14 protein-coding genes are annotated in these 19,162 nt (G+C 48.5%); all 14 read left to right on the forward strand.

The window, feature by feature from the left end; genetic code table 11:
- The 14 genes from KJS52_RS21115 (at window position 1) to KJS52_RS21180 (ending at window position 19,155) form a co-directional block, all read left to right on the forward strand.
- Window positions 1-849: a carbohydrate ABC transporter permease gene (locus tag KJS52_RS21115; RefSeq protein WP_213519264.1), complete on the forward strand. Its 849-nt coding sequence runs from the start codon at window positions 1-3 to the stop codon at window positions 847-849.
- 56 nt (window positions 850-905) lie between these two features.
- Window positions 906-2,027: an efflux RND transporter periplasmic adaptor subunit gene (locus KJS52_RS21120; protein WP_213519265.1), complete on the forward strand. Its 1,122-nt coding sequence runs from the start codon at window positions 906-908 to the stop codon at window positions 2,025-2,027.
- A gap of 28 nt (window positions 2,028-2,055) precedes the next feature.
- The gene (locus tag KJS52_RS21125) at window positions 2,056-3,438 is read left to right on the forward strand and encodes an ABC transporter substrate-binding protein (protein ID WP_213519266.1); all 1,383 of its coding nucleotides are present in this window, start codon (window positions 2,056-2,058) and stop codon (window positions 3,436-3,438) included.
- Between the two features lie 125 nt (window positions 3,439-3,563).
- On the forward strand, window positions 3,564-6,305 hold the full coding sequence (locus KJS52_RS21130; RefSeq protein ID WP_213519267.1) for a 3-keto-alpha-glucoside-1,2-lyase-like domain-containing protein: 2,742 nt from the start codon (window positions 3,564-3,566) through the stop codon (window positions 6,303-6,305).
- 179 nt (window positions 6,306-6,484) lie between these two features.
- Window positions 6,485-8,248 (forward strand): cache domain-containing sensor histidine kinase, encoded by a 1,764-nt coding sequence (locus tag KJS52_RS21135; RefSeq protein WP_246563835.1) that lies wholly within the window; start codon window positions 6,485-6,487, stop codon window positions 8,246-8,248.
- Entirely contained in the window at window positions 8,235-9,860 is a 1,626-nt protein-coding gene (locus KJS52_RS21140; protein ID WP_213519269.1) for a response regulator, read from the forward strand. Before KJS52_RS21135 ends, KJS52_RS21140 begins: the two co-directional genes overlap by 14 nt.
- Window positions 9,861-10,007: 147 nt before the next feature.
- Complete coding sequence (locus tag KJS52_RS21145) at window positions 10,008-11,417, forward strand: ABC transporter substrate-binding protein (protein WP_213519270.1); 1,410 nt, start codon at window positions 10,008-10,010, stop codon at window positions 11,415-11,417.
- Between the two features lie 69 nt (window positions 11,418-11,486).
- On the forward strand, window positions 11,487-12,386 hold the full coding sequence (locus tag KJS52_RS21150; protein ID WP_213519271.1) for a carbohydrate ABC transporter permease: 900 nt from the start codon (window positions 11,487-11,489) through the stop codon (window positions 12,384-12,386).
- A 20-nt stretch (window positions 12,387-12,406) separates the two neighbouring features.
- A complete protein-coding gene (locus KJS52_RS21155) occupies window positions 12,407-13,300 on the forward strand; it encodes a carbohydrate ABC transporter permease (protein ID WP_213519272.1) in 894 nt (297 codons plus the stop codon).
- A gap of 33 nt (window positions 13,301-13,333) precedes the next feature.
- Window positions 13,334-14,344: a glycoside hydrolase family 130 protein gene (locus KJS52_RS21160; RefSeq protein ID WP_213519273.1), complete on the forward strand. Its 1,011-nt coding sequence runs from the start codon at window positions 13,334-13,336 to the stop codon at window positions 14,342-14,344.
- Between the two features lie 45 nt (window positions 14,345-14,389).
- Window positions 14,390-15,766 carry an FAD-dependent oxidoreductase gene (locus KJS52_RS21165; protein ID WP_213519274.1) on the forward strand — a complete coding sequence of 459 codons (1,377 nt, stop codon included), beginning with the start codon at window positions 14,390-14,392 and terminating at the stop codon, window positions 15,764-15,766.
- On the forward strand, window positions 15,763-16,767 hold the full coding sequence (locus KJS52_RS21170) for an SGNH/GDSL hydrolase family protein (protein WP_213519275.1): 1,005 nt from the start codon (window positions 15,763-15,765) through the stop codon (window positions 16,765-16,767). Before KJS52_RS21165 ends, KJS52_RS21170 begins: the two co-directional genes overlap by 4 nt.
- Window positions 16,768-17,113: 346 nt before the next feature.
- Complete coding sequence (locus KJS52_RS21175; protein ID WP_213519276.1) at window positions 17,114-17,893, forward strand: class I SAM-dependent methyltransferase; 780 nt, start codon at window positions 17,114-17,116, stop codon at window positions 17,891-17,893.
- 26 nt (window positions 17,894-17,919) lie between these two features.
- Window positions 17,920-19,155, forward strand: a complete 1,236-nt coding sequence (locus tag KJS52_RS21180) for a cytochrome P450 (RefSeq protein WP_213519277.1) — start codon at window positions 17,920-17,922, stop codon at window positions 19,153-19,155.
- The last annotated feature ends 7 nt before the right edge of the window (window positions 19,156-19,162 follow it).

The following is a 19,162-nucleotide window of genomic DNA, read 5'->3' on the forward strand; positions in this document are numbered from 1 at the left end:
ATGAGAATCTTGTTATCAACTACTGTATTGACTGTGATGTTGTTTGTGATGGCTATCATCATGCTCATTCCACTCTATTTTACGATAAGCAATTCATTCATGACCGAAGCGGAAATCCAATTTAATTACAGTACGGAAGGTACAGCAGATGAATACCTTCACTTGAAGTGGATTCCAGATTGGGTCAGCCTGGAGCAATATAAGACATTGCTCTTTGATCGCATGCAATTTCTGATCATGTTCTGGAATTCCGTCCTGCTCGTCGTTCCCATTGTTTTCGGACAAGCCGCAGTTGCTGTCATGGCTGCATTTGCATTGTCCCAGTTTTCTTTTGTTGGCAGAGACAGCTTGTTTTTTCTTTATATCATCACGATGCTGATGCCTTTTCAAGTCACATTGGTTCCGAATTACTTGGCGATGGACTGGCTCGGATTGCTGGACAGCAGGTTGGCGATTATTCTTCCCGGTATCTTTTCGGCTTTCGGCGTATTTCTGGTTCGCCAATTTATGATCGGCATTCCTCGTGCTTATTTGGAGGCCGCCCAAATGGATGGAGCGGGATATTGGACAATCTTTACGCGCATTATGATACCGATGTCCAGGCCGGGAATAGCTGCGCTTACGATTCTAGTATTTATTGATTATTGGAATATGGTAGAACAGCCGCTGATTTTTTTGCATGATGCATACTTGCGTCCTTTGTCTATCTATTTGGCTCAAATTAATGAAGGGGAGTTTGGTCTTGCTTTCGCGGCTGCTGTGCTATATATGCTGCCGATGCTGTTCGTCTTTTTGTACGCAGAGAATGACCTGATTGAGGGGATTCAATTATCGGGGGTAAAGGGCTAAGACCCCTCAACTAGGAAGGAGAGGCTGATGGTATGGAAGTCGTGGAACATTCCCAAATGAAACGAAAAAGAACAGTAAAGGTGGCCGCGGCGATCTTTTTCGGGCTGCTGCTGGTTGTCACTTTTTTTTCTAACACGTTTCAGCAAATTACATTGCCTAAAGTTAAAACAGTTACACCAAGCTTTCAAGAGTTGACCTTCATAATTGAAGGAGAGGGCACGCTGCTTCATCAGAACATTGTGCCGGTATATGATGCATCTGGCTGGAAAGTGGAACAAATCGATGTGGAGGTTGGCGATTATGTTGAAAAAGGCCAAGTGTTGATTAAACTTGATGCCTCCACAGCCCATAACGCTTTGCTTGATGAAAAAAGCCGCTTAAAACAGCAGCAGCTTCGTCTTGAACAATTGCAAGAAAACTATAAACTGACGGCTCAAACCGGGGACGAATCAACCTTGCGCAATGCCCAAATAGAAATGGAAAGCCTTAAGCTGGATATTGAGATACAAGAACGAAAGATCCGTACGATGCAAGAAAAAAATGAGTCACAAGCAACCGTTGCAGCACCGATTGATGGGGTGGTTACTGAAGTGAATGCGACATTGGGCACGTCGTCCAATCCCGGTCAGCCGGCCGTGCAAATGGCTGATTTGAGTCAAGGATTGATGTGGGAGTTGACAGTCGATGCGGAACTTGCAAGCAATCTGGAGATCGGTGAGGAAGTGTCGTTGTACATCAATGGAAATACAGGACAAACCGTTCAGGCTACCTTGGAAAAGATAGAGGATGCCGGCAACATGAATTCAGAGTCAGGCGGATCGGCAGGCGGGGAGGCGGCCAATTCTCCTGTTTCAGGCAAGCAACTGACTTTTGCTGTCTATGAATCCGACTTAAAAGGAGGTGAACGTGTAGGGATTAAGTGGGAGAAAAAATCCGGCCGAGCCAACCTGACGATTCCAAAGGATGTGGTGCATACCGATAACCAGGGGAAATATGTCTACGTAGTGGAAGAAAAGAAAGGACCGCTGGGCAATCAATTTACGGTACAAAAACGATATGTGACGCTGGGAAAAACAGATGCGTCGAAGCAAGTGATACAAAATGGCTTGCTGGGAGAGGAGCAGGTCGTTACGGAAAGCAGCGAGCCGTTAAATGAAGGGGAACGCGTCAGATGGTAAACGTTGAAAATGAGAGGAGTTATCGACAATGAAAAAATGGTTTATAGCAATGGTGGCGCTAATCTTAAGCGTCTCTCTGACAGCATGCAGTAGTTCTGGTGGTAGTGAAGTTGGTAGTAATGGAAGTGAAAATAAGAGTACGTCCACGTCGACAGATGGGAAAACGGTCGTGACGATTTCCGTGATACAAAAAGATCCTATCGGTTGGCTCGATCAAGCCGCTCAGTCTTACGAACAGGCCAATCCAGATATCGATATCGTGATTAAGGAACATACGACTACTCCGGAAAGCTCATCCCAGCAAGCGATTAGTCTTAGAGGCGATGTCGACCCTGCGGAATTGGAAGCTTACAGAAATACGGTGAATACGGAGTTAATGTCGGGCAAAGGACCCGATCTGATTTCAGTGAATAACTTGAATTACGGCCAGTATGCAGAAAAACAACTGCTAGCAGACATTGGCGAATTTATAAATAACGATCAACAATTTTTGGATAAAGATTATTTCTCCAATGTGCTTGATGCGGCAAAGCATGAAGGAAAGCTGGTTGCGATGCCGGTACAATTTTGGATTCATACGCTATCAAGTGGATTTGACTCCTCTGATTTACAAATAGATGAAGCAGCTTGGACGTGGAACGACCTGCTTAACAAGGGCAAGGAGATGGTAGAAAAGGATAGCACATTCGAGGTTATGGGAGCCGTGGCGCCATCCGATCTTCTTTCCAAGATGGTGCTGAGCGAATTTAATCAATATGTAGATCAAACGGCCAAACAAGCAAAGTTTGATTCTCCTTCGTTTATCCAGCTCTTAAATACTGTGCGTGATATGTACAAAAATGGACTTTTATCAGAAGGTCACAATGCGATAATTGAAGATCGAGATGTATTTCGAGATGAAACGTTTTTTGCGCCTATACTGTTGTATCAAACGATGCAAGCCGAGCGCCAAATCTGGAACCTGCCTGCTAACGGCAATGAAAACGGTATGGTATTTTCATCAAATCTGATGTTGGCGATCAATGATAAGTCGGCTGTTAAACAAGAAGCGTGGGAGTTCTTAAAGTATTTGATCTCTGAAGAAATGCAATCTCACCCAGCTATGTTTATGGCATTTCCTATCCATAAAGCGGCGTTGAGCAGTCAGTTGCAAAGTGCTAGCTTGGCTCAAGCTAAATCTATGGGCGGGGATAATAAAAGTGAGCAAAATACAGAGAATTCTGGCGTAAGTAGTGAAAGTGTACAGGAAATTGTGCAATTTGCTGAACAACAAGGACGGTTTTTGCACAGCGATCCACGCTTAATGAGTATTATAGCGGAAGAATCAAGCACTTTTTTTGCAGGCGAGAAATCAGCTGAGGAAGTGGCTGCGACAATTCAAAATCGCGTACAAATTTATTTGAATGAATAATGAACAGTTAAAATGTATCCCTGGAGAGTGGGCTTGCCCCACTCTTTTCTTTTTGTGCAGCAATTATAATGAATGTGGACAGTCGATTATTGATGGGCAGATGAATAATTTTGAGGAGGTATTTTATGCATGCAATTATGAGAAACGCAGTTAATCTATTGGTCGTGCTTGCCGTTATGATTACAGCATTTTTACCCGGAACGGCTAATGCATCCGAGATTGAGAGCTATTCTATTTCTTCAGCAGATGTAACTGATGCCGCTGATCCGTCAGCTTCGGCCGAAATCGCCGTTGCTCCAGCCACAATTCAAAATTACCCGATGCCATCCATTTATACTGCATCCAGTGTATTTTCATTAAAAGCAGATAACGAAGCAATTCCTGTAATCAGCTATTTGCCTGATTATGATTACGCTCATTTTTCGTTTTCCGGCACCGTTCGCATCGAAGTTACCAACAATGTGCCGATCACATCTTATTCCATCAGCCCACAGGCTAAAAACATCGAGGGTACAGTCAACGGGAACAAGCTGACGTTCTCGCTTTCATCTTCAACCTATGTGATTGTAAAAATCAACGACCAGAGGAAGAAAATTGTCATTGCCGCCGATCCTTTGGAGACAGATATTCCTTCGTCTACTGGCCCCGGGATTTACAATGTGACAGAGGCGCCCTACAACGCAGATAATACGGGGACATTGATGGCATCGAACGCGATTCAACGGGCGATTGATGACGCCCATCAAGCGGGCGGCGGCGTTGTATTTGTTCCTGCGGGTGTCTATAAAAGCGGGAATCTCACCTTAAAAAGCAATGTAACCTTTTACCTTGCCGGAGGCGCCGTCATTGTCGGCACGGGCAAGGGCGAAGACTATGCCAATGATTTTCGCAAGGATTCGTTGAATAGAGATGGAACGTACTTTATCCGTACAGCGATAGACTCCAGTAATATTACGATACGGGGAAGGGGAACGATTGATGGAAAAGGCATAGAAATGCGAGAACGCAAGATGCCGGCTCCGAATAAAAATGAAGGGTTTCTGAATAATCTGCTGGTGCCGATCGCCACCTCAAATTTTACTTTTGATGGCTTAATATTGAGAGATAGCGGATTTTGGTCGTTTATGGTTGTTCGTTCCGACAATGTGACGATAAAAAATCTTAAGGGATTCCAGGATTTATATAAACTCGAAAATGACGTTATCGATATAAATGAGAGTCAGAATGTGCTTGTTCAACACGCGATTGCTATATCGGATGACGACACGTATTCCACTAAAACCTGGCTGCAAACGGGGATGTCCAAAGGCTGGCCAGGTCAGCTTGAGCATTTGGAAAATGTAGTTTTTGATGATGCTTTAGCATGGACAAGATGCGCGGCTTTCAAGATTGGCATGGGAGTTGCCCAGCCGCAGATTGGCGTAACGATCCGCAATTCATATGTTTTCCAAAGCGCCCGGGCATTGCTTGTTGACCATGGCTACCAATATAATACACTTCCGGAGGAAGGCTACGCTCAAAATATTACGTTTGAAAATATTGATATTGAACGAGTTGGCATTAATCAATTCGGAAACTATTGGCTTGGGGTTTCTACCAGCACTTCTGGCGATATAAGCAATGTTATCGTCAAGAACATCAATGTTCGTGAGACGGGATCTCAGAAATCCAGACTTTCCGGGAATGCCACCAAAGGCGGAATGGTTAGCGGCGTCACATTTTCAGATATTTATGTGGAAGGCAAGCTTGCAACAAATCTGAACGACTTGAATATTAACGTTAATAACAATGTAAAGGGGATCATTTTTGCCAATTCCAGTTCGCCGATGTTCAGCGATAATTTCGAAGCTGGAAATATAGCGGGATGGACGTCTGTTGCAGGTGGATGGAATGTCCCAACCGTTGGCACAAATAAGGTGCTGTCCAGTGGGAATCAGACAACTACATCTTTGATTACCGCCAATTCCGGCAGTTTATGGACGGACTACACATATGAGGCAGGAGTGAGAATGCCGATCACCGATGCCAATGCAGGCATTATTTTCAGGGTGCAGGATGCCAATCATTATTATTTGTATCGAATCAATTCATCGAATCAAAGGCTGGAATTGTACAAATCCATTAATGGACAACTGACTTCCCTGGCCAGTACTCCGTTCACAGCTGCAGAAAAGCAATGGTATAAGCTTAAGGTTGTTATACAAGGGAATACGATCAAAGGGTATGTGGATGGGGAGTTGAAAATGGAGTGGACCAATCCTGTAACAGAATTAACAACAGGAGGAATCGGATTCCGCACCACTTCGGCAGGCGTACATTTTGACGATGTCATTGTTTCCCCGATTATTCGCTTCAGCGACAATTTTGAAGATGGTAATATGGCCGGGTGGACGTCATCATCAGGTTCCTGGAGTGTGGCAACCGATGACTCGAAAGTGTTGATCCAAAATAATTCAGCCCCGGCGCTTATTGTCGCCGGTGATTCATGGACGGATTATACGTATGAAGCTAGAGTGAAGATGCCAATTAGTAATGCCAATGCAGGCATTGTGTTCAGGGTACAGGATTCCGGCAATTATTATATGTATCGAATCAATTCAGCAGTCCAAAAGCTGGAGCTGTACAAATCGGTGAACAATGTTATGACCCTTGTATCCAGCACTCCTTTCACAGCCAAGGCGAAGCAGTGGTATACGATTAAGGCTGCGATCCAGGGGAATACCATCAAAGGCTATGTAGATGGACAATTGCAAGTGGAATGGACGAATCCTGTAACGGAATTGACAGCGGGTAAAATCGGATTCCGGACTACTTCAGCAGGTGTAGCTTTTGATGACGCTGTGGTTCTGGCTCCTGCTTCTATTTAGCCAGATCAGCTTTCCATACTGGCAAAAAAGAGCTGAGCTGCAGGTCGATCGCACAAATAGGATCTTGTGAAGCTGTCCTGAAGCCATGAATTGGCTGCTCGGGACAGCTTCGTTTTTTAACATTGTCGAACAATGGCTGCAGTGACATAATCAAAGAATAGAGACTTTAAACGGAAGGTGTGAAAAGCTTGAATTACCCCCGCAAGCAATCGTTCCGTCACAAACTCAAGGTCGCTTTTCTAGCTGTCATTGTACTTTCTGTCTTGATGACCGGCGGGCTGTCTTATTATATTTCGGCTGTCACGCTGGAAAAGAATGCGCTAAAGCTCACGCAGGATACAGTTGTTCGTTCTGCACAGATCGTGGATGAGAAGCTGAACAAACTGATGCTGATTATGATGACGTTTATGATCAGCCAGCCTTTTTACGACATGCTGAGAGATGTCGTCTCCGGGGATGCCAGCAGATATTATACGCATCTCAACGATCTTGACAACGTTTTCTCGCAAGCGCGGATTGCTGAGCCGTTAATTCAGTCGATTTACGTATCTACGCCGATTGGTGAATTTTATCCTTCGTCGATGAATCGCAATCGGCTCATCGCATTTGAGGATACATTTTTGTATGAGCGCATCGAGCAAGAAAAAAAGAACCTTTGGGTTGAAGGCCATGAGGATATGCTCTTCTCGGGCAAGGATCGCGTCATCTCGCTCATTCTGCAACCGATCTTCGACACTCCGGTTAGCGGTGTTTATATTGTCGTGAACATTCGTGAAGATGGCTTCCGCAAGCTGGTGCAGGGGGACAACGGGGAAGAAGCGTCCAGCTTCTTGCTGAATGCTGAGGGAGAGACAGTCTATCCCGTGAAGGAGCAGTTGGTCCGACAGGCAGTGGATACAGGAAATCTGAGCGGCATGATGAACAGCTCGGAAGGCAGTCAATCCTTTGAATTGGATGGACAAACCTATTTGCTCAACTATGCCCGTCTCGGCATTGCGGATTGGACGATGACTACCATTCGTTCCCGGGCCGATGTGTTGAAGGATATGGTGTATGTCAAATGGCTGATTGCCGGGGTTGCTCTGGCTGTTTTTACTGTCACGACACTGATCTCGGGCGCATTTGCACGCTATTTGCTGAAGCCGCTGCAAGGGTTGCTGAAGGTGATAAAACGGGTGGAGAACAATGATCTGACCGCTCGTTTTGAGAGTAGCAGCGGGGATGAACTGGGGCAGGTAGGGTTCCGCTTCAACCGGATGCTGGAGCAGATTGTGGTGTTGATTGACGAGGTCACAGAGGCACAGACGCATAAGCGAACTGCAGAGATCAAGGCGTTATCGGCGCAGATGGACCCTCATTTTCTGTATAATACATTGAACACTATTTACTGGAAATTGAAGTTGAAGCAGGTTGAGCCGTCGCAGCAAATGGTTATGTCCCTTTCTCGCCTATTCCAGCTCGGGCTGAACAATGGTCAGGAAATTACGACATTGTCGAAAGAGCTGGAGCATGTGCGCCAGTATCTGGAGCTGCAGTTATACTGCTATGAAGGGTTGTTCTCCTACAAGATTGATGTGGGTGAACCGGAGCTTTCCGCGCTTTTCATTCCACGCATCGTGTTGCAGCCGCTGGTGGAGAACAGTATTTTGCACGGTTTTCGCGACCTGAAGCACGGCGGTCGAATTGAGATTGACATTACTGGAGATGAGGAGCGCTGGACGATTGCTGTGCGTGATAATGGCAATGGTATGGATGAAGATCAAGTGAAAGCGCTCTTTTGGATCGAATCGAAGAAAGGGTACGCGGTGTCCAATCTGATTCGGCGGCTCCGGCTCTATTATGGGGATGGTGCGGAATTTCATGTGGACAGTGCGCCGGAGCGCGGAACTGAAATACGGATTTCTTTGCCTAAGAAAGGAGAGCATTTGGATGAGCAATCCTGAGGAGATCAGTCTTTGTATTATCGATGATATTAAAAGCGTGGTCGATGGGCTGTCCGCGATGAACTGGGAAGAACAGGGGATTCGGGTCGCAGGTGTGTCGAGCAATGGCGAGGAGGGGCTTGAGCTGATCGACAAGCTGCGGCCGGATCTGGTCATCACTGATATTCGGATGCCGCGAATGGACGGGCTGAGCATGCTGCGCGCAATTTTGGAAGAAAACCGCAGATGCAAGGTTATTTTGATCAGCGGCTATGCCGACTTTGAATACGCGCAGCAGGCGGTGCAACTGGGGGCGTTTGATTTTGTAGTAAAGCCCTTTTCAGAAGAAGATATTATGTCCGCGGTGCTGCGAGCAAAAGCGGAGGTGATGGATGAGAGAGCCAGACTGCTCAATTTGCAAAAGATGGAGAATAAGCTCCGTGAGAGCATGCCGGTGCTGCGGCAGGAATACTTTGCGCTGCTCACAAGCCACCGCACTTCATGGGAAGAAGCCTCGGAACGGTGGGAGTTTTTGAATATTGAGCTGGAGCCAAGGGGCTTCGTAGTGATGCTAATTGAAATTGACCGTTTTCTGGAGCAGGTTGCCGAGCAGCCTGTGCGGGAGATGGAGCTGATCCGTTTTTCTTTGCTGAATATTATGCAGGAGACGCTTGCCGACTATGCGCGGTGTGTCGTTTTCCGCACTAGTCATGATCGGCATCTGGCCGTACTAAACGATACAGTAGCAGCCAGTCCAATCGAAATTGCCGAACAAATCTGCCGAAATATTGAACGCTATACGAAGTTTACGGTTTCGATCGGAGTCGGCAGCAGAGTGGAGGAGATCAGCGAGCTGCCGGATTCCTGCCGCGAGGCTCATCGAGCGCTCTCCTATCATCTGTTCACTGAGGGCAATGCGGCTATTAGGTATGATGATATTCATCAGAGCGGCAGTCAGGAGCCGCTGACTCTGGAGCATAAGGATGAGCTGTTGCTGGCTCTTCGCTCCGGGAATGTTGACCGAACGAACGAGATTTTGTCTGTCATTTCGAAGACACTGCGGCAACGTTTTGCCCAGCAAAATCCGGATTATCTCCTCAGCCTGTACAATGAGCTGGCGGCTTCCGCCATCCGCACCTTTTATGAAATGATTCCGTATTCAGACATTCAGCCGCTGATTCAAAGATTCCAAGCAGTACAAGGGATAGCGGGAGTGCCACTATCCTCTTTGCAGCGTCAATTGCTTGCCTTATGTACAGAGGGAGCCGATTTGGTGCGGCGCAACAGCTTATCCGAAGGACAGAGGATAATTTATCAAGCTATTGATTATATACAGGGCCGCTTGTCCGAGGATATTAGCGTTGGCGAATGCGCCGCCCATGTCCATCTCAGCGCCAGCTACTTTTCCAGCTTGTTCAAGCGCGTGACCGGGATGACGGTTACACAGTATATGACCTGGGAACGGATCCAGAAAGCGAAGCAGCTTTTAGTGGAGGGAGCGCAGGTGCAGGAGGTGGCTGCGTCTGTAGGCTATGAGGAGCGCAGATATTTCAGCGAGATGTTCAAGAAGGTGACCGGACAGACGCCATCGGAGTACAGGGCGAGCTATCATCCAGAGCGGCCGGAGGCATAAGTATGCATGAGGATGGCCGGGAGCATACTGCACAGACCATAGAATTCTGTCCCTTGAGAGTGAATCTGCCTCACTCCTTTTCTGGGAAACAGAGCCTATAATAAAAACGAGCTCACAATACAAATGTCAATTAAAGGGGTGGAATGTATGCGAAAAAAATGGTCAAGTCTCGTCTTGTGCCTTCTATTGATTGCCGCAATCGCAGCAGGCTGCAGCGGGAACGGCAATAACAATGGCAATGGCGCTGCGGCGAATGGAAATTCTGAAGGCAGTACAGCAACGTCCTCAACGGAGACGGGCACACCTGTACAGTTGAAGTACTGGACTGACGACCGTCACGACCAGGAGTATATCAAGGAATTGATCAACAAGTTCAATGAGACAAACGAAGACAATATTCAAGTGGAATTGACAGTCATGTCCGAGAATTACACGCAAAGTGTCGACATTGCATTTTCCAGCAATCAGGCGCCGGATGTGCTGCGACTAAAGAGCGCCAACACTGCCGGATTTGTTAAAAAAGGCTATCTCGCGCCCATTGACGAGTATCTTACCGATGACTTGAAAGCAAAGTTTGGCAACCTGCTGATCGACGATGTTAATCGTTTTGAAGGCAAGGTATATTCGCTCGCCAACACCGGTCTCACCTTGCGCCTGGTCTACAACAAGGACCTTTTTGCCAAAGCGGGCATCGAGAATCCGCCGGTATCGCTGCAGGAAATGGTGGACGCCGCCAAGCAGATTACCGAGGTTGGCAAAGCTGAGGGCATCTATGGCTTTGCACTAAACTTCAAAAATCCGAAGCAGGCATTTGATCGTTCGATCCGAGAGATTCTTTCCTTGAGCGGTTATCAAGGGCTTGGCTTTGATCTGAAAACAGGACAATTTGATTTCGCGCCTTATTCGCAGGTCGTTGAATACTTCAAGCAAATGTATAATGACGGAAGTATTCTGCCTGGCGCAGAAGCGCTGGACATCGATCCGCTGCGCGCTCAATTCGCCGCCGGTAAAATTGGCATGTATCTTTCCTTCTCGACGGAACCGGGCGTGTATCAGGATCAATTTCCGACTGAAATCAATTGGGGCGGAGCTTTGGCTCCAACACTGGACGGGCAGATCAAGGGAACTTCCGAAATTGTATCTGCTGGAACGTGGCTTGGCATCAGTGCTCAATCAGCCAATAAGGAAGCGGCTTGGAAATTTATGCAGTATATGTACGGTGACGAGGTTCTGAAGACTTATCATGAAAAAGGCTTCGGGATTGCGATTGTGCCAAGCATTGTGGAACAGGCCAAAGATCCGGAGATCGGCGGCATGGAAGGGTTCCTGGTTGGGGAGCACGATTCGCTCTGGCCGGCTTCGCCAAACGTTACTCCTGAGGGTTCCACCTATGCGGACGCTTTCTTCAAATATATCCTTGAAGGTGGAGATGTGAAAGCGATTACGGACGATTTGAACACCAGATACAACGCCGCATTGTCCAAAGCGGTGGAGAAGGGCGAGGTTACTGTAACGCCGAACCCTGCCTTTGATCCTGCCAAACCGCAGGGAGAATAACAGTAATGGATGGGGCTGTCACGCATTTTGGCGGATGCCCCTTTTCTTTCCCCAAAGGAGGAACAAATCATGCATTTCAAGTGGAAACGACTGGGGGAGAATGCGCTGTTTCTGTCGCCGAGCATCATTTTAACAGCTGCCTTAGGCATCTATCCCCTGCTCTGGATGCTTCGTTATATGTTTTATGACTATGCCGGCTACGGCGATCCGCTGTTCGTTGGCCTGGACAATTTCCGTTTGCTGATGCGCGACGGGCTGTTCTGGGAATCGGTTGGCAATACCTTTATCTATGCCGGAGGCAAGCTGCTGCTGACGCTGCCATTGTCCTTGTTGCTGGCGGTCATCCTGAACAGCAAGCTGCGCGGCGGAAATTTGCTGCGCGGGATTTATTTTATGCCGACGATCATCAGCACCGCAGTTATATCTGTTGTATTTTACAATATTTTTAATTCCTACAATGGGATGGTTAACACTGTTTTGATGAAGCTGCATCTGATTTCGCAGCCGATTGACTGGCTTGGACCGAAGTATGCGATGCTTACGGTTATTATTGTGGCGGTATGGGGAGCGGTCGGCAATTATATGCTGCTGTTTCTGGCCGGACTGCAGAGCATTCCGCAGGATTTGTACGAGAGTGCGGCCATTGACGGTGCGAACGCCGCTAGACGGTTCTGGAGCATTACGCTTCCGATGCTGGCTCCAGTTGCCCAGATGGTTATTATGCTGGCGATTATTGCATCATTGAAAGGTTATGAGAGCATTATGCTCATCACGGAAGGCGGACCGATTGGTAAAACCGAGGTTATGTATCTTTATTTGTACAAACTGTTATTCCCGGTATCCACGGGTTCGCCTGTGGAGCAGCAGCTTGGATATGGCAGCGCCGTAGGCTTCGCAACCGCTGTTATTGTTGGAGCGATTACAGGCTTGTATTTTTTATTGAGCCGTAAAATGAACAAGTTGTATTAGCTTACAGGAGGTTCAGTGCAATGAACAAACAGTTGTTAATCCAACAGCCGGGCGGACGCGGCAAAAGTACTGCCCGCCCGTTTTCCGGCCGCACAGTGGGCCGTGCGGTTATGTGGCTGTTTTTATTGATAACGGCGATACTGACATTATTTCCCTTGCTGATGACTTTGTCTGGCTCGCTTAAGACTGGCGCCGAAATGATGACCGGCGGCAGCTTGCTGCCGGCCAAGCCGCAATTCGTCAACTATGTGGAAGCTTGGAAGCAAGCCAATTTTGCCCGCTATACCTGGAACAGTGCTTTTGTCAGCGTTATGGCTACAGCAGGCACCTTGCTGGTCGCTGCGATGGCGGCTTATGTGGTGGATCGGCGTCATTTTCCCGGCAAATCACTATACGTGACGACTCAAGCCTCGATGATGTTTATATCTGTTGGCGCTATTGTGCTGCGTCCGCAATTTGATTTGATGGTCGCATTGAATCTGAATACGACGCTATGGGGAGTAATCCTGATTCTGATCAGCGCTCATTCCAGCACGTTTTTTATGCTGATTGGTTTCTTCAAAGCGATCCCCCGCGAGCTTGATGAAGCGGCAATGGTCGATGGTTCCGGGTTTATTCGAACCTTCTTCCGGGTGATTCTGCCACTTTTAACGCCAGGGCTTGGTGTAGCTGGACTATTTGCTTTTCGTCATGCCTGGAACGAATACATTTTGCCGCTGGTGTTTACGATGACGAATCCGCAATTGCAGACACTTACCGTTGGGCTGGCGAATCTTCGTTATGGTTCTTCTGCGGCGATGCAGATTCATTTGATGATGGCAGGAGCATGTCTGTCTATTCTGCCGATGCTGCTCGCTTATATTGTGGCGAACAAGTCGTTTATTCAAGTGACGGCTGGTTCAGTCAAAGGTTAATTTCAAATTCCATGTACAAGGAGCAAAATGCATATGAGTGATTCTACAGTAGGAGCTTTGTTTTCCAGTCCAGTCATTACCCGGCATTCTGCGAATCCGGTTTTATCTTCGAGTGATGTGCCTTATGGCCCGGCGCTGGTCTTTAATGCTGGGGTTGCCAAGTATAAAGGTAAATATGTAATGGTTTTTCGCAATGACTACGGCGATGAACATAAAGGAGTTGTTGCTCCTCATCATACAACTAATCTTGGACTGGCCTTTAGCGATGATGGCGTAAAGTGGGATGTGCAGCCAGCACCGTGTTGGTCCTGGCATGATGAGGAGGTTATCCGTGTATATGATCCGCGTCTGACGGTAATCGACGAACGGTGCTACCTATGTTTTGCGGTCGATACCAGGCATGGGCTGCGCGGCGGTATCGCCGTAACGGAGGATTTCAACTCCTTCGAGGTGTTAAGTCTATCGCTGCCGGACAACCGCAACATGGTATTGTTCCCGGAACGGATCGGGGGCAAGTACGTGCGGCTGGAGCGTCCAATGCCTGTATATAGCCGGGGCGGAACGGATCGATTTGACATGTGGATCAGCGACTCGCCTGATCTGAAATATTGGGGCAACTCCAAGCTGCTGTTGGCCGTTGAGGATGTCGCCTATGCCAATGACAAAGTAGGTCCCGGCGCTCCGCCTGTCAAAACGGACAAAGGCTGGCTGACCCTGTTCCATGCCGTGGATATCGACCATAGCCGGGGCAAGAACGGTTGGGAAGACAGCTGGAAGAAACGCTATACAACCGGCATTATGCTGCTCGACCTTGCTGATCCCAGCCGTGTCATCGGCAGGGCAGAGGCACCGCTGCTTGCGCCAGAAGCTGCCTATGAAACTAGTGGGGGCTTTCGCAATGATGTGATTTTTCCAGGGGGAATGATTTTGGAAGATTCCGGTGAGGTCAAAATTTACTACGGTGCAGCCGACACCGTAGAATGCCTGGCAACTGCGCATGTCGATGATTTGCTGCGTCTTTGTCTGGACGGCATAGTCAAATAAGCAATTATGAAAATGATCAAACCTGTACAGAATGGGGAGGTTTCTATGAACGGACATATTACGCTGCCATCTGCCAGCATTCCGGTTGCTCACGAGGTAGATGTGCTGGTCATCGGCGGAGGCGCTTCCGGAATCGCCGCGGCGATTGCTGCTGCGAGAGCGGGGGCACAAACGATGCTGGTGGAGCAAAGAGGGTTTCTTGGCGGCATGGGCACGGTTGCGCTCGTCCCGGCTTTCTGTCCCTTTACAGATAAACAGAAGCCGATTATTCGTGGTCTCGGTCTTCAATTGATGGAACGAATGAAGCAGGCATGTGGTCCTAAGTACCTTGAGCAATATCAAGAAATACTGGATTGGGTGCCGATTGATCCCGAGGTGTTGAAGCGGGTTTATGATGATGCCATTCTGGAAAGCGGCGTAATGCCGCTGTATCACACCTTTGTTTATGATATTGTACTGTCCAAGGATCGCAGGACGGTCCAAGGTGTTGTTGTCGTTAATAAAACGGGACGTTCCTTCATTTCCTGCCGATATATTATTGATTGTTCAGGAGATGGCGATATTGCTGCTCTTGCGGGAGTTCCTTTTCAGAAGGGAGGGGAAGCAGGTGAACTTCAACCTGGCAGCATGTGCTATTTGCTTGCAAATGTGAACCGTTCGAAGTTCAAACGGTTTCTCGAGGAAAGTGGAGATACGGGCCAATTGCATAAGACGGTGGAGCAAGCGATCGAGGAGGGTGCATTGCCAGAGGGCCGCAAGTCGATCTCCGGTCTTGCCTGGATCAGTGACTATCTGGTAGGCGTCAACTTTGGCCATGTATTCGATATTGACGGTACCCTTGCTGAGGATTTGACGCGGGGGGCGATTGAAGGACGACGCACGGCGGAGCGCCAGCTGCAATTTTTCCGCCGCTATGTGCCGGGCTTTGAGCACGCCCATATGGTGGCGAGCGGGGAGCAGCTCGGCATCCGGGAGACACGGCGGATCGAAGGGGACTACATCCTGACGGTCGATGATTTCCTTGCTGCGCGTTCCTTCCCGGATGATATTGCCCGCAACGCATACTACATCGATATTCATCTCGCCAACAGCAAAAGCGAAATGACCTTCAACCACTTGCCGCCTGGAGTTTCACACGGTGTGCCGTATCGGATCATGCTGCCGCTAGGCATCGACAACCTTTGGGTTGCCGGACGCTGTGTGTCTTCAGATCGAGCGGTGCAAGGCTCCTTGCGGGTAATGCCGAACTGCTTCTCCATGGGCCAAGCCGCAGGAACGGCGGCTGCGTTAGCGCTGCGGGACGGCACTGACTCGCGCGGCATTTCGGTAGCTGAGCTTCAGCAGAGGCTGCTGGAACAGGATGTATGGCTAGGAGAGGATTTTAGAGCGGCTGCGGAGCAGAAGGAAGGGAACACGCTGTGAAACAGCTTCCTTTAACGGATAAGTGGTTTCACGGCGCCGTATCGCTACAACATCAGACGGATGGAATCAAGCCATGGCGTATTCCTTACATGGACTACGCACTGTATCCGCCTGATGGAATTGGGGGCAAAGCCGAGATTTGCGCCGGTGTGCGCCTGCGGCTGCGCACGGACTCCACAGAGGTTGCAGTATCCTTCGCGCCTTTGGCGGCTGCCGCCTCTCTCGATTGTGTAACAGACAGAGAATTGTGCCAGACAATCAGTTTGCCTGCAGGAGCGACAACAGCCTTGTTTAGCGGACTTGAGCGTGGCATCAAGGATCTGGAAATTTGGCTCCCGCAAAATATAGGAATGACCGTCACCGGGCTGCAGATTAGCTCGCAAGCTGTCGGGGTTCCGCTGCCGGACACCCGGCCTCGCTGGATTACTTACGGCAGCTCTATTACCCAGTGCGTCGCGGCCTCCAGCCCCTCGCGCGCTTGGCCTGCTATTGCTGCCGCGGACTGCGGCTTCAACCTGACCAATCTCGGCTTCTCCGGCAATTGTCACATGGAGCCGATGATCGGGCGGTTAATTCGCGACTTGCCGGCTGATTTTATCTCTATATGTGTGGGCGTGAACATCTATGGCGCAAGCACCTTAAGCCCGCGCATGTTCAAGCCGCTGCTGATTGGGCTGTTGCAGACGATACGCGACAAACATAAAGAGACTCCGCTGCTGGTCATTTCTCCGATTTATGGCACTGTCCGTGAAACGGAGCTCAATTCGCTCGGCTTTACCTTGCCTATGATGCGTGAAGCTATTGAGGATGTCGTGGAATTGCTCAAGGAGCGCGGGGATCGTCAGCTGTATTATCAGGATGGTCTGAACTGGCTTGGGCCGGAGGATGCAGCGTTTTTGACCGACGGTTTGCACCCTGGAGCCGAGGGATATGAACTGCTAGGCCGCCGTTTCTGCGATCTGCATAAGTTTGTGTTTCAAACGGTACAAAAGCTGTCTTGAATATAACTTATTCTCGGCAAGCTCGATAGCTGGTACTGCAATTATTTCATCAGCAAGGAGCCGGGTGATCACTCGGCTCCTTGCACTTACAACACTTGGCTGGGTTTTTAAGATTGATCGCAAGATCGGTCTAATGAACTATCGATTTTAATCTGGAGACATGTTAAATTTGGATTGTAATATAATGTAATTTATTTGAAATTCCTGTTTATTCATCGGTATCAGCGCTGCGAAATGAGGAGGTGATCTGAATGACGCAAAAGCTTTAATTCCTCAAGTGGATGAAGTGTCCCTGGAGAGTAGTAACATTATTTTTGATGTGTACTGGAGGAGAATTATGGCTTACATGCTGGAGCATAAAGAGGAGTTTAATCGTCTGGAGAAGCAATCCAATTCACCCGGATACGACTATCGACAGGAGTTGCAGGACATTGTAGTGCAAGACGGTGCCTGCATCTTGGATGCAGGGTGTGGAACGGGGATCGTCAGCCGCTACCTGGCGGAAAGGTTTCCTTCTACTCGGGTGGTTGCCTGCGACTTTACTCTATCCCTTCTCGAGCAAGCCCGGGAGGCCGCTAAAGACATTCCAAATCTTATCTTCGAAGAGCAGGATTTAACACAGCTGACTTTCACAAGCGAACAATTCGATCTCATCATTTCTCGCTTTGTTATTCATCATCAAAACACGGAAAACAGAAGCAAGCTTATTGCAGAGCTGGTGCGCGTATTAAAGCCTGGCGGCACCCTCGTCATAATCGATATCGATGGTGCCACTATGAACTTGTATCCTCAAACTCCCGCAGTAGCAGAGGGATTGAGAAAATGGGCGGCATATCCTGAGCATGATTGCTTTGTAGGACGAAAGCTTCCTTCCTTGTTGCTAGAGGCTGGTCTAATGTCCGTTTCCTGGAGGATAGAAACGGTTGCGTGGTCAGGTACAGACAACCAGGAGCAATGGGAGATGATGCGCATGATATTGCAAAATGCATCGGCTGTTCATGAAAAAGTGCTTGGAGGTAAAGAAAAGCAGGAGAGGTTTGCGATAGAGTACCTGGAATGCATGAAGCTGCCACAGTCAGTCTACTTTTTCAACAAATTTATTGTTAGCGCCATAAAACCGGAGTAAAACTAGTGCGTAGGGAGGTTTTTCATTTGGTTCAGCAAAGCTATGTATTTGATCCGTTGTCGTCACAATTCCAACAAGACCGGTATACTGTTTTCAGAGAGGTGCACACTCATTGCCCGATCTATAAAGAGCCTCAGGTCGATAGTAGTGGACGAGCCTTTACTTCCTGGCACTTTACGACTTACGAGGACGTCCAGTTTGTCAATCGGGACAAGCGGTTTGTCATGCAGCTGAAAAATGCGCTTCCGGCCGCTCAACTCCCCCCAGTCCCTGAAGAAATACGGGTTCTTGATCATCTTATGCAAAATATAGTCGTCTTCCAAGATCCGCCTGACCATACCCGCACTCGTTTACTGCTCAGCAAAGCCTTTACCCCACGTCTTGCTGAGCAATTAGAGCCAACCATCCGCGATATTACACACTATCTTCTCCAAGAATTTGAACCAGGTACGACGTTTGACCTAGTACGCGATTACGCCACCCAGCTGCCCATTTTCGTGATGGCTGAGTTAATGGGTGTTTCGGTAGAGGACCGTGATTTGATGAAGAAGTGGTCGACTGAATTGACACGAGCTTCGGATCACAAGCCAACGAAGGAGATGCTGGCAACTGCCAACCAAGCGATGATTGAGTTTCGTGATTATTTCCGTGACCTCGTTCATGATCGATCCCGTAATGAGCGAGACGATCTGATGAGCGGATTGATTCGAGCCACCTACGAGGAAGGGCGCATGTCCGAGGATGAACTTCTGGGCAATAGCGTTAATCTCGTTATTGCAGGTCACGAATCCACGGCCAGCATGATAGCCAGCTCTGTTTATCTCATGATTCAGCATCAAAGTCAGCAGGAGTTGCTCCGCGCACAGCCGGAATGGATGGGATCAGCTATTGAAGAGGTGCTGCGTTTTGAGACACCTATACAACTGAGACATCGAAAGGTAGCAGAAGACATGGAGTACAAGGGACATTTTTTAAAGCAGGGAGATTCCGTGACCGGATGGTTTGCGGCTGCAAACCGGGACCCTAACGTCTTTGCTAATCCCGATCAATTTGACATCACCCGCAAAAAAAATCCACATCTGGCATTCGGTTATGCTACTCATTTTTGTTTGGGTGCGCCATTGGCACGGAAAGAGGGGGCAATTGCTTTGCAAACCCTCTTTGATAAGTATGCTCATCTGGGTCTGGTAGATGAGCGAGTAGAATGGGCGCCGTTCCCGTCAAGGCGGGTATTGAAAGAGCTCAACATCCGCGTGTCGTGAGTAGGCA

This window comes from Paenibacillus montaniterrae (assembly GCF_018403185.1).
Taxonomy (GTDB): domain Bacteria; phylum Bacillota; class Bacilli; order Paenibacillales; family Paenibacillaceae; genus Pristimantibacillus; species Pristimantibacillus montaniterrae.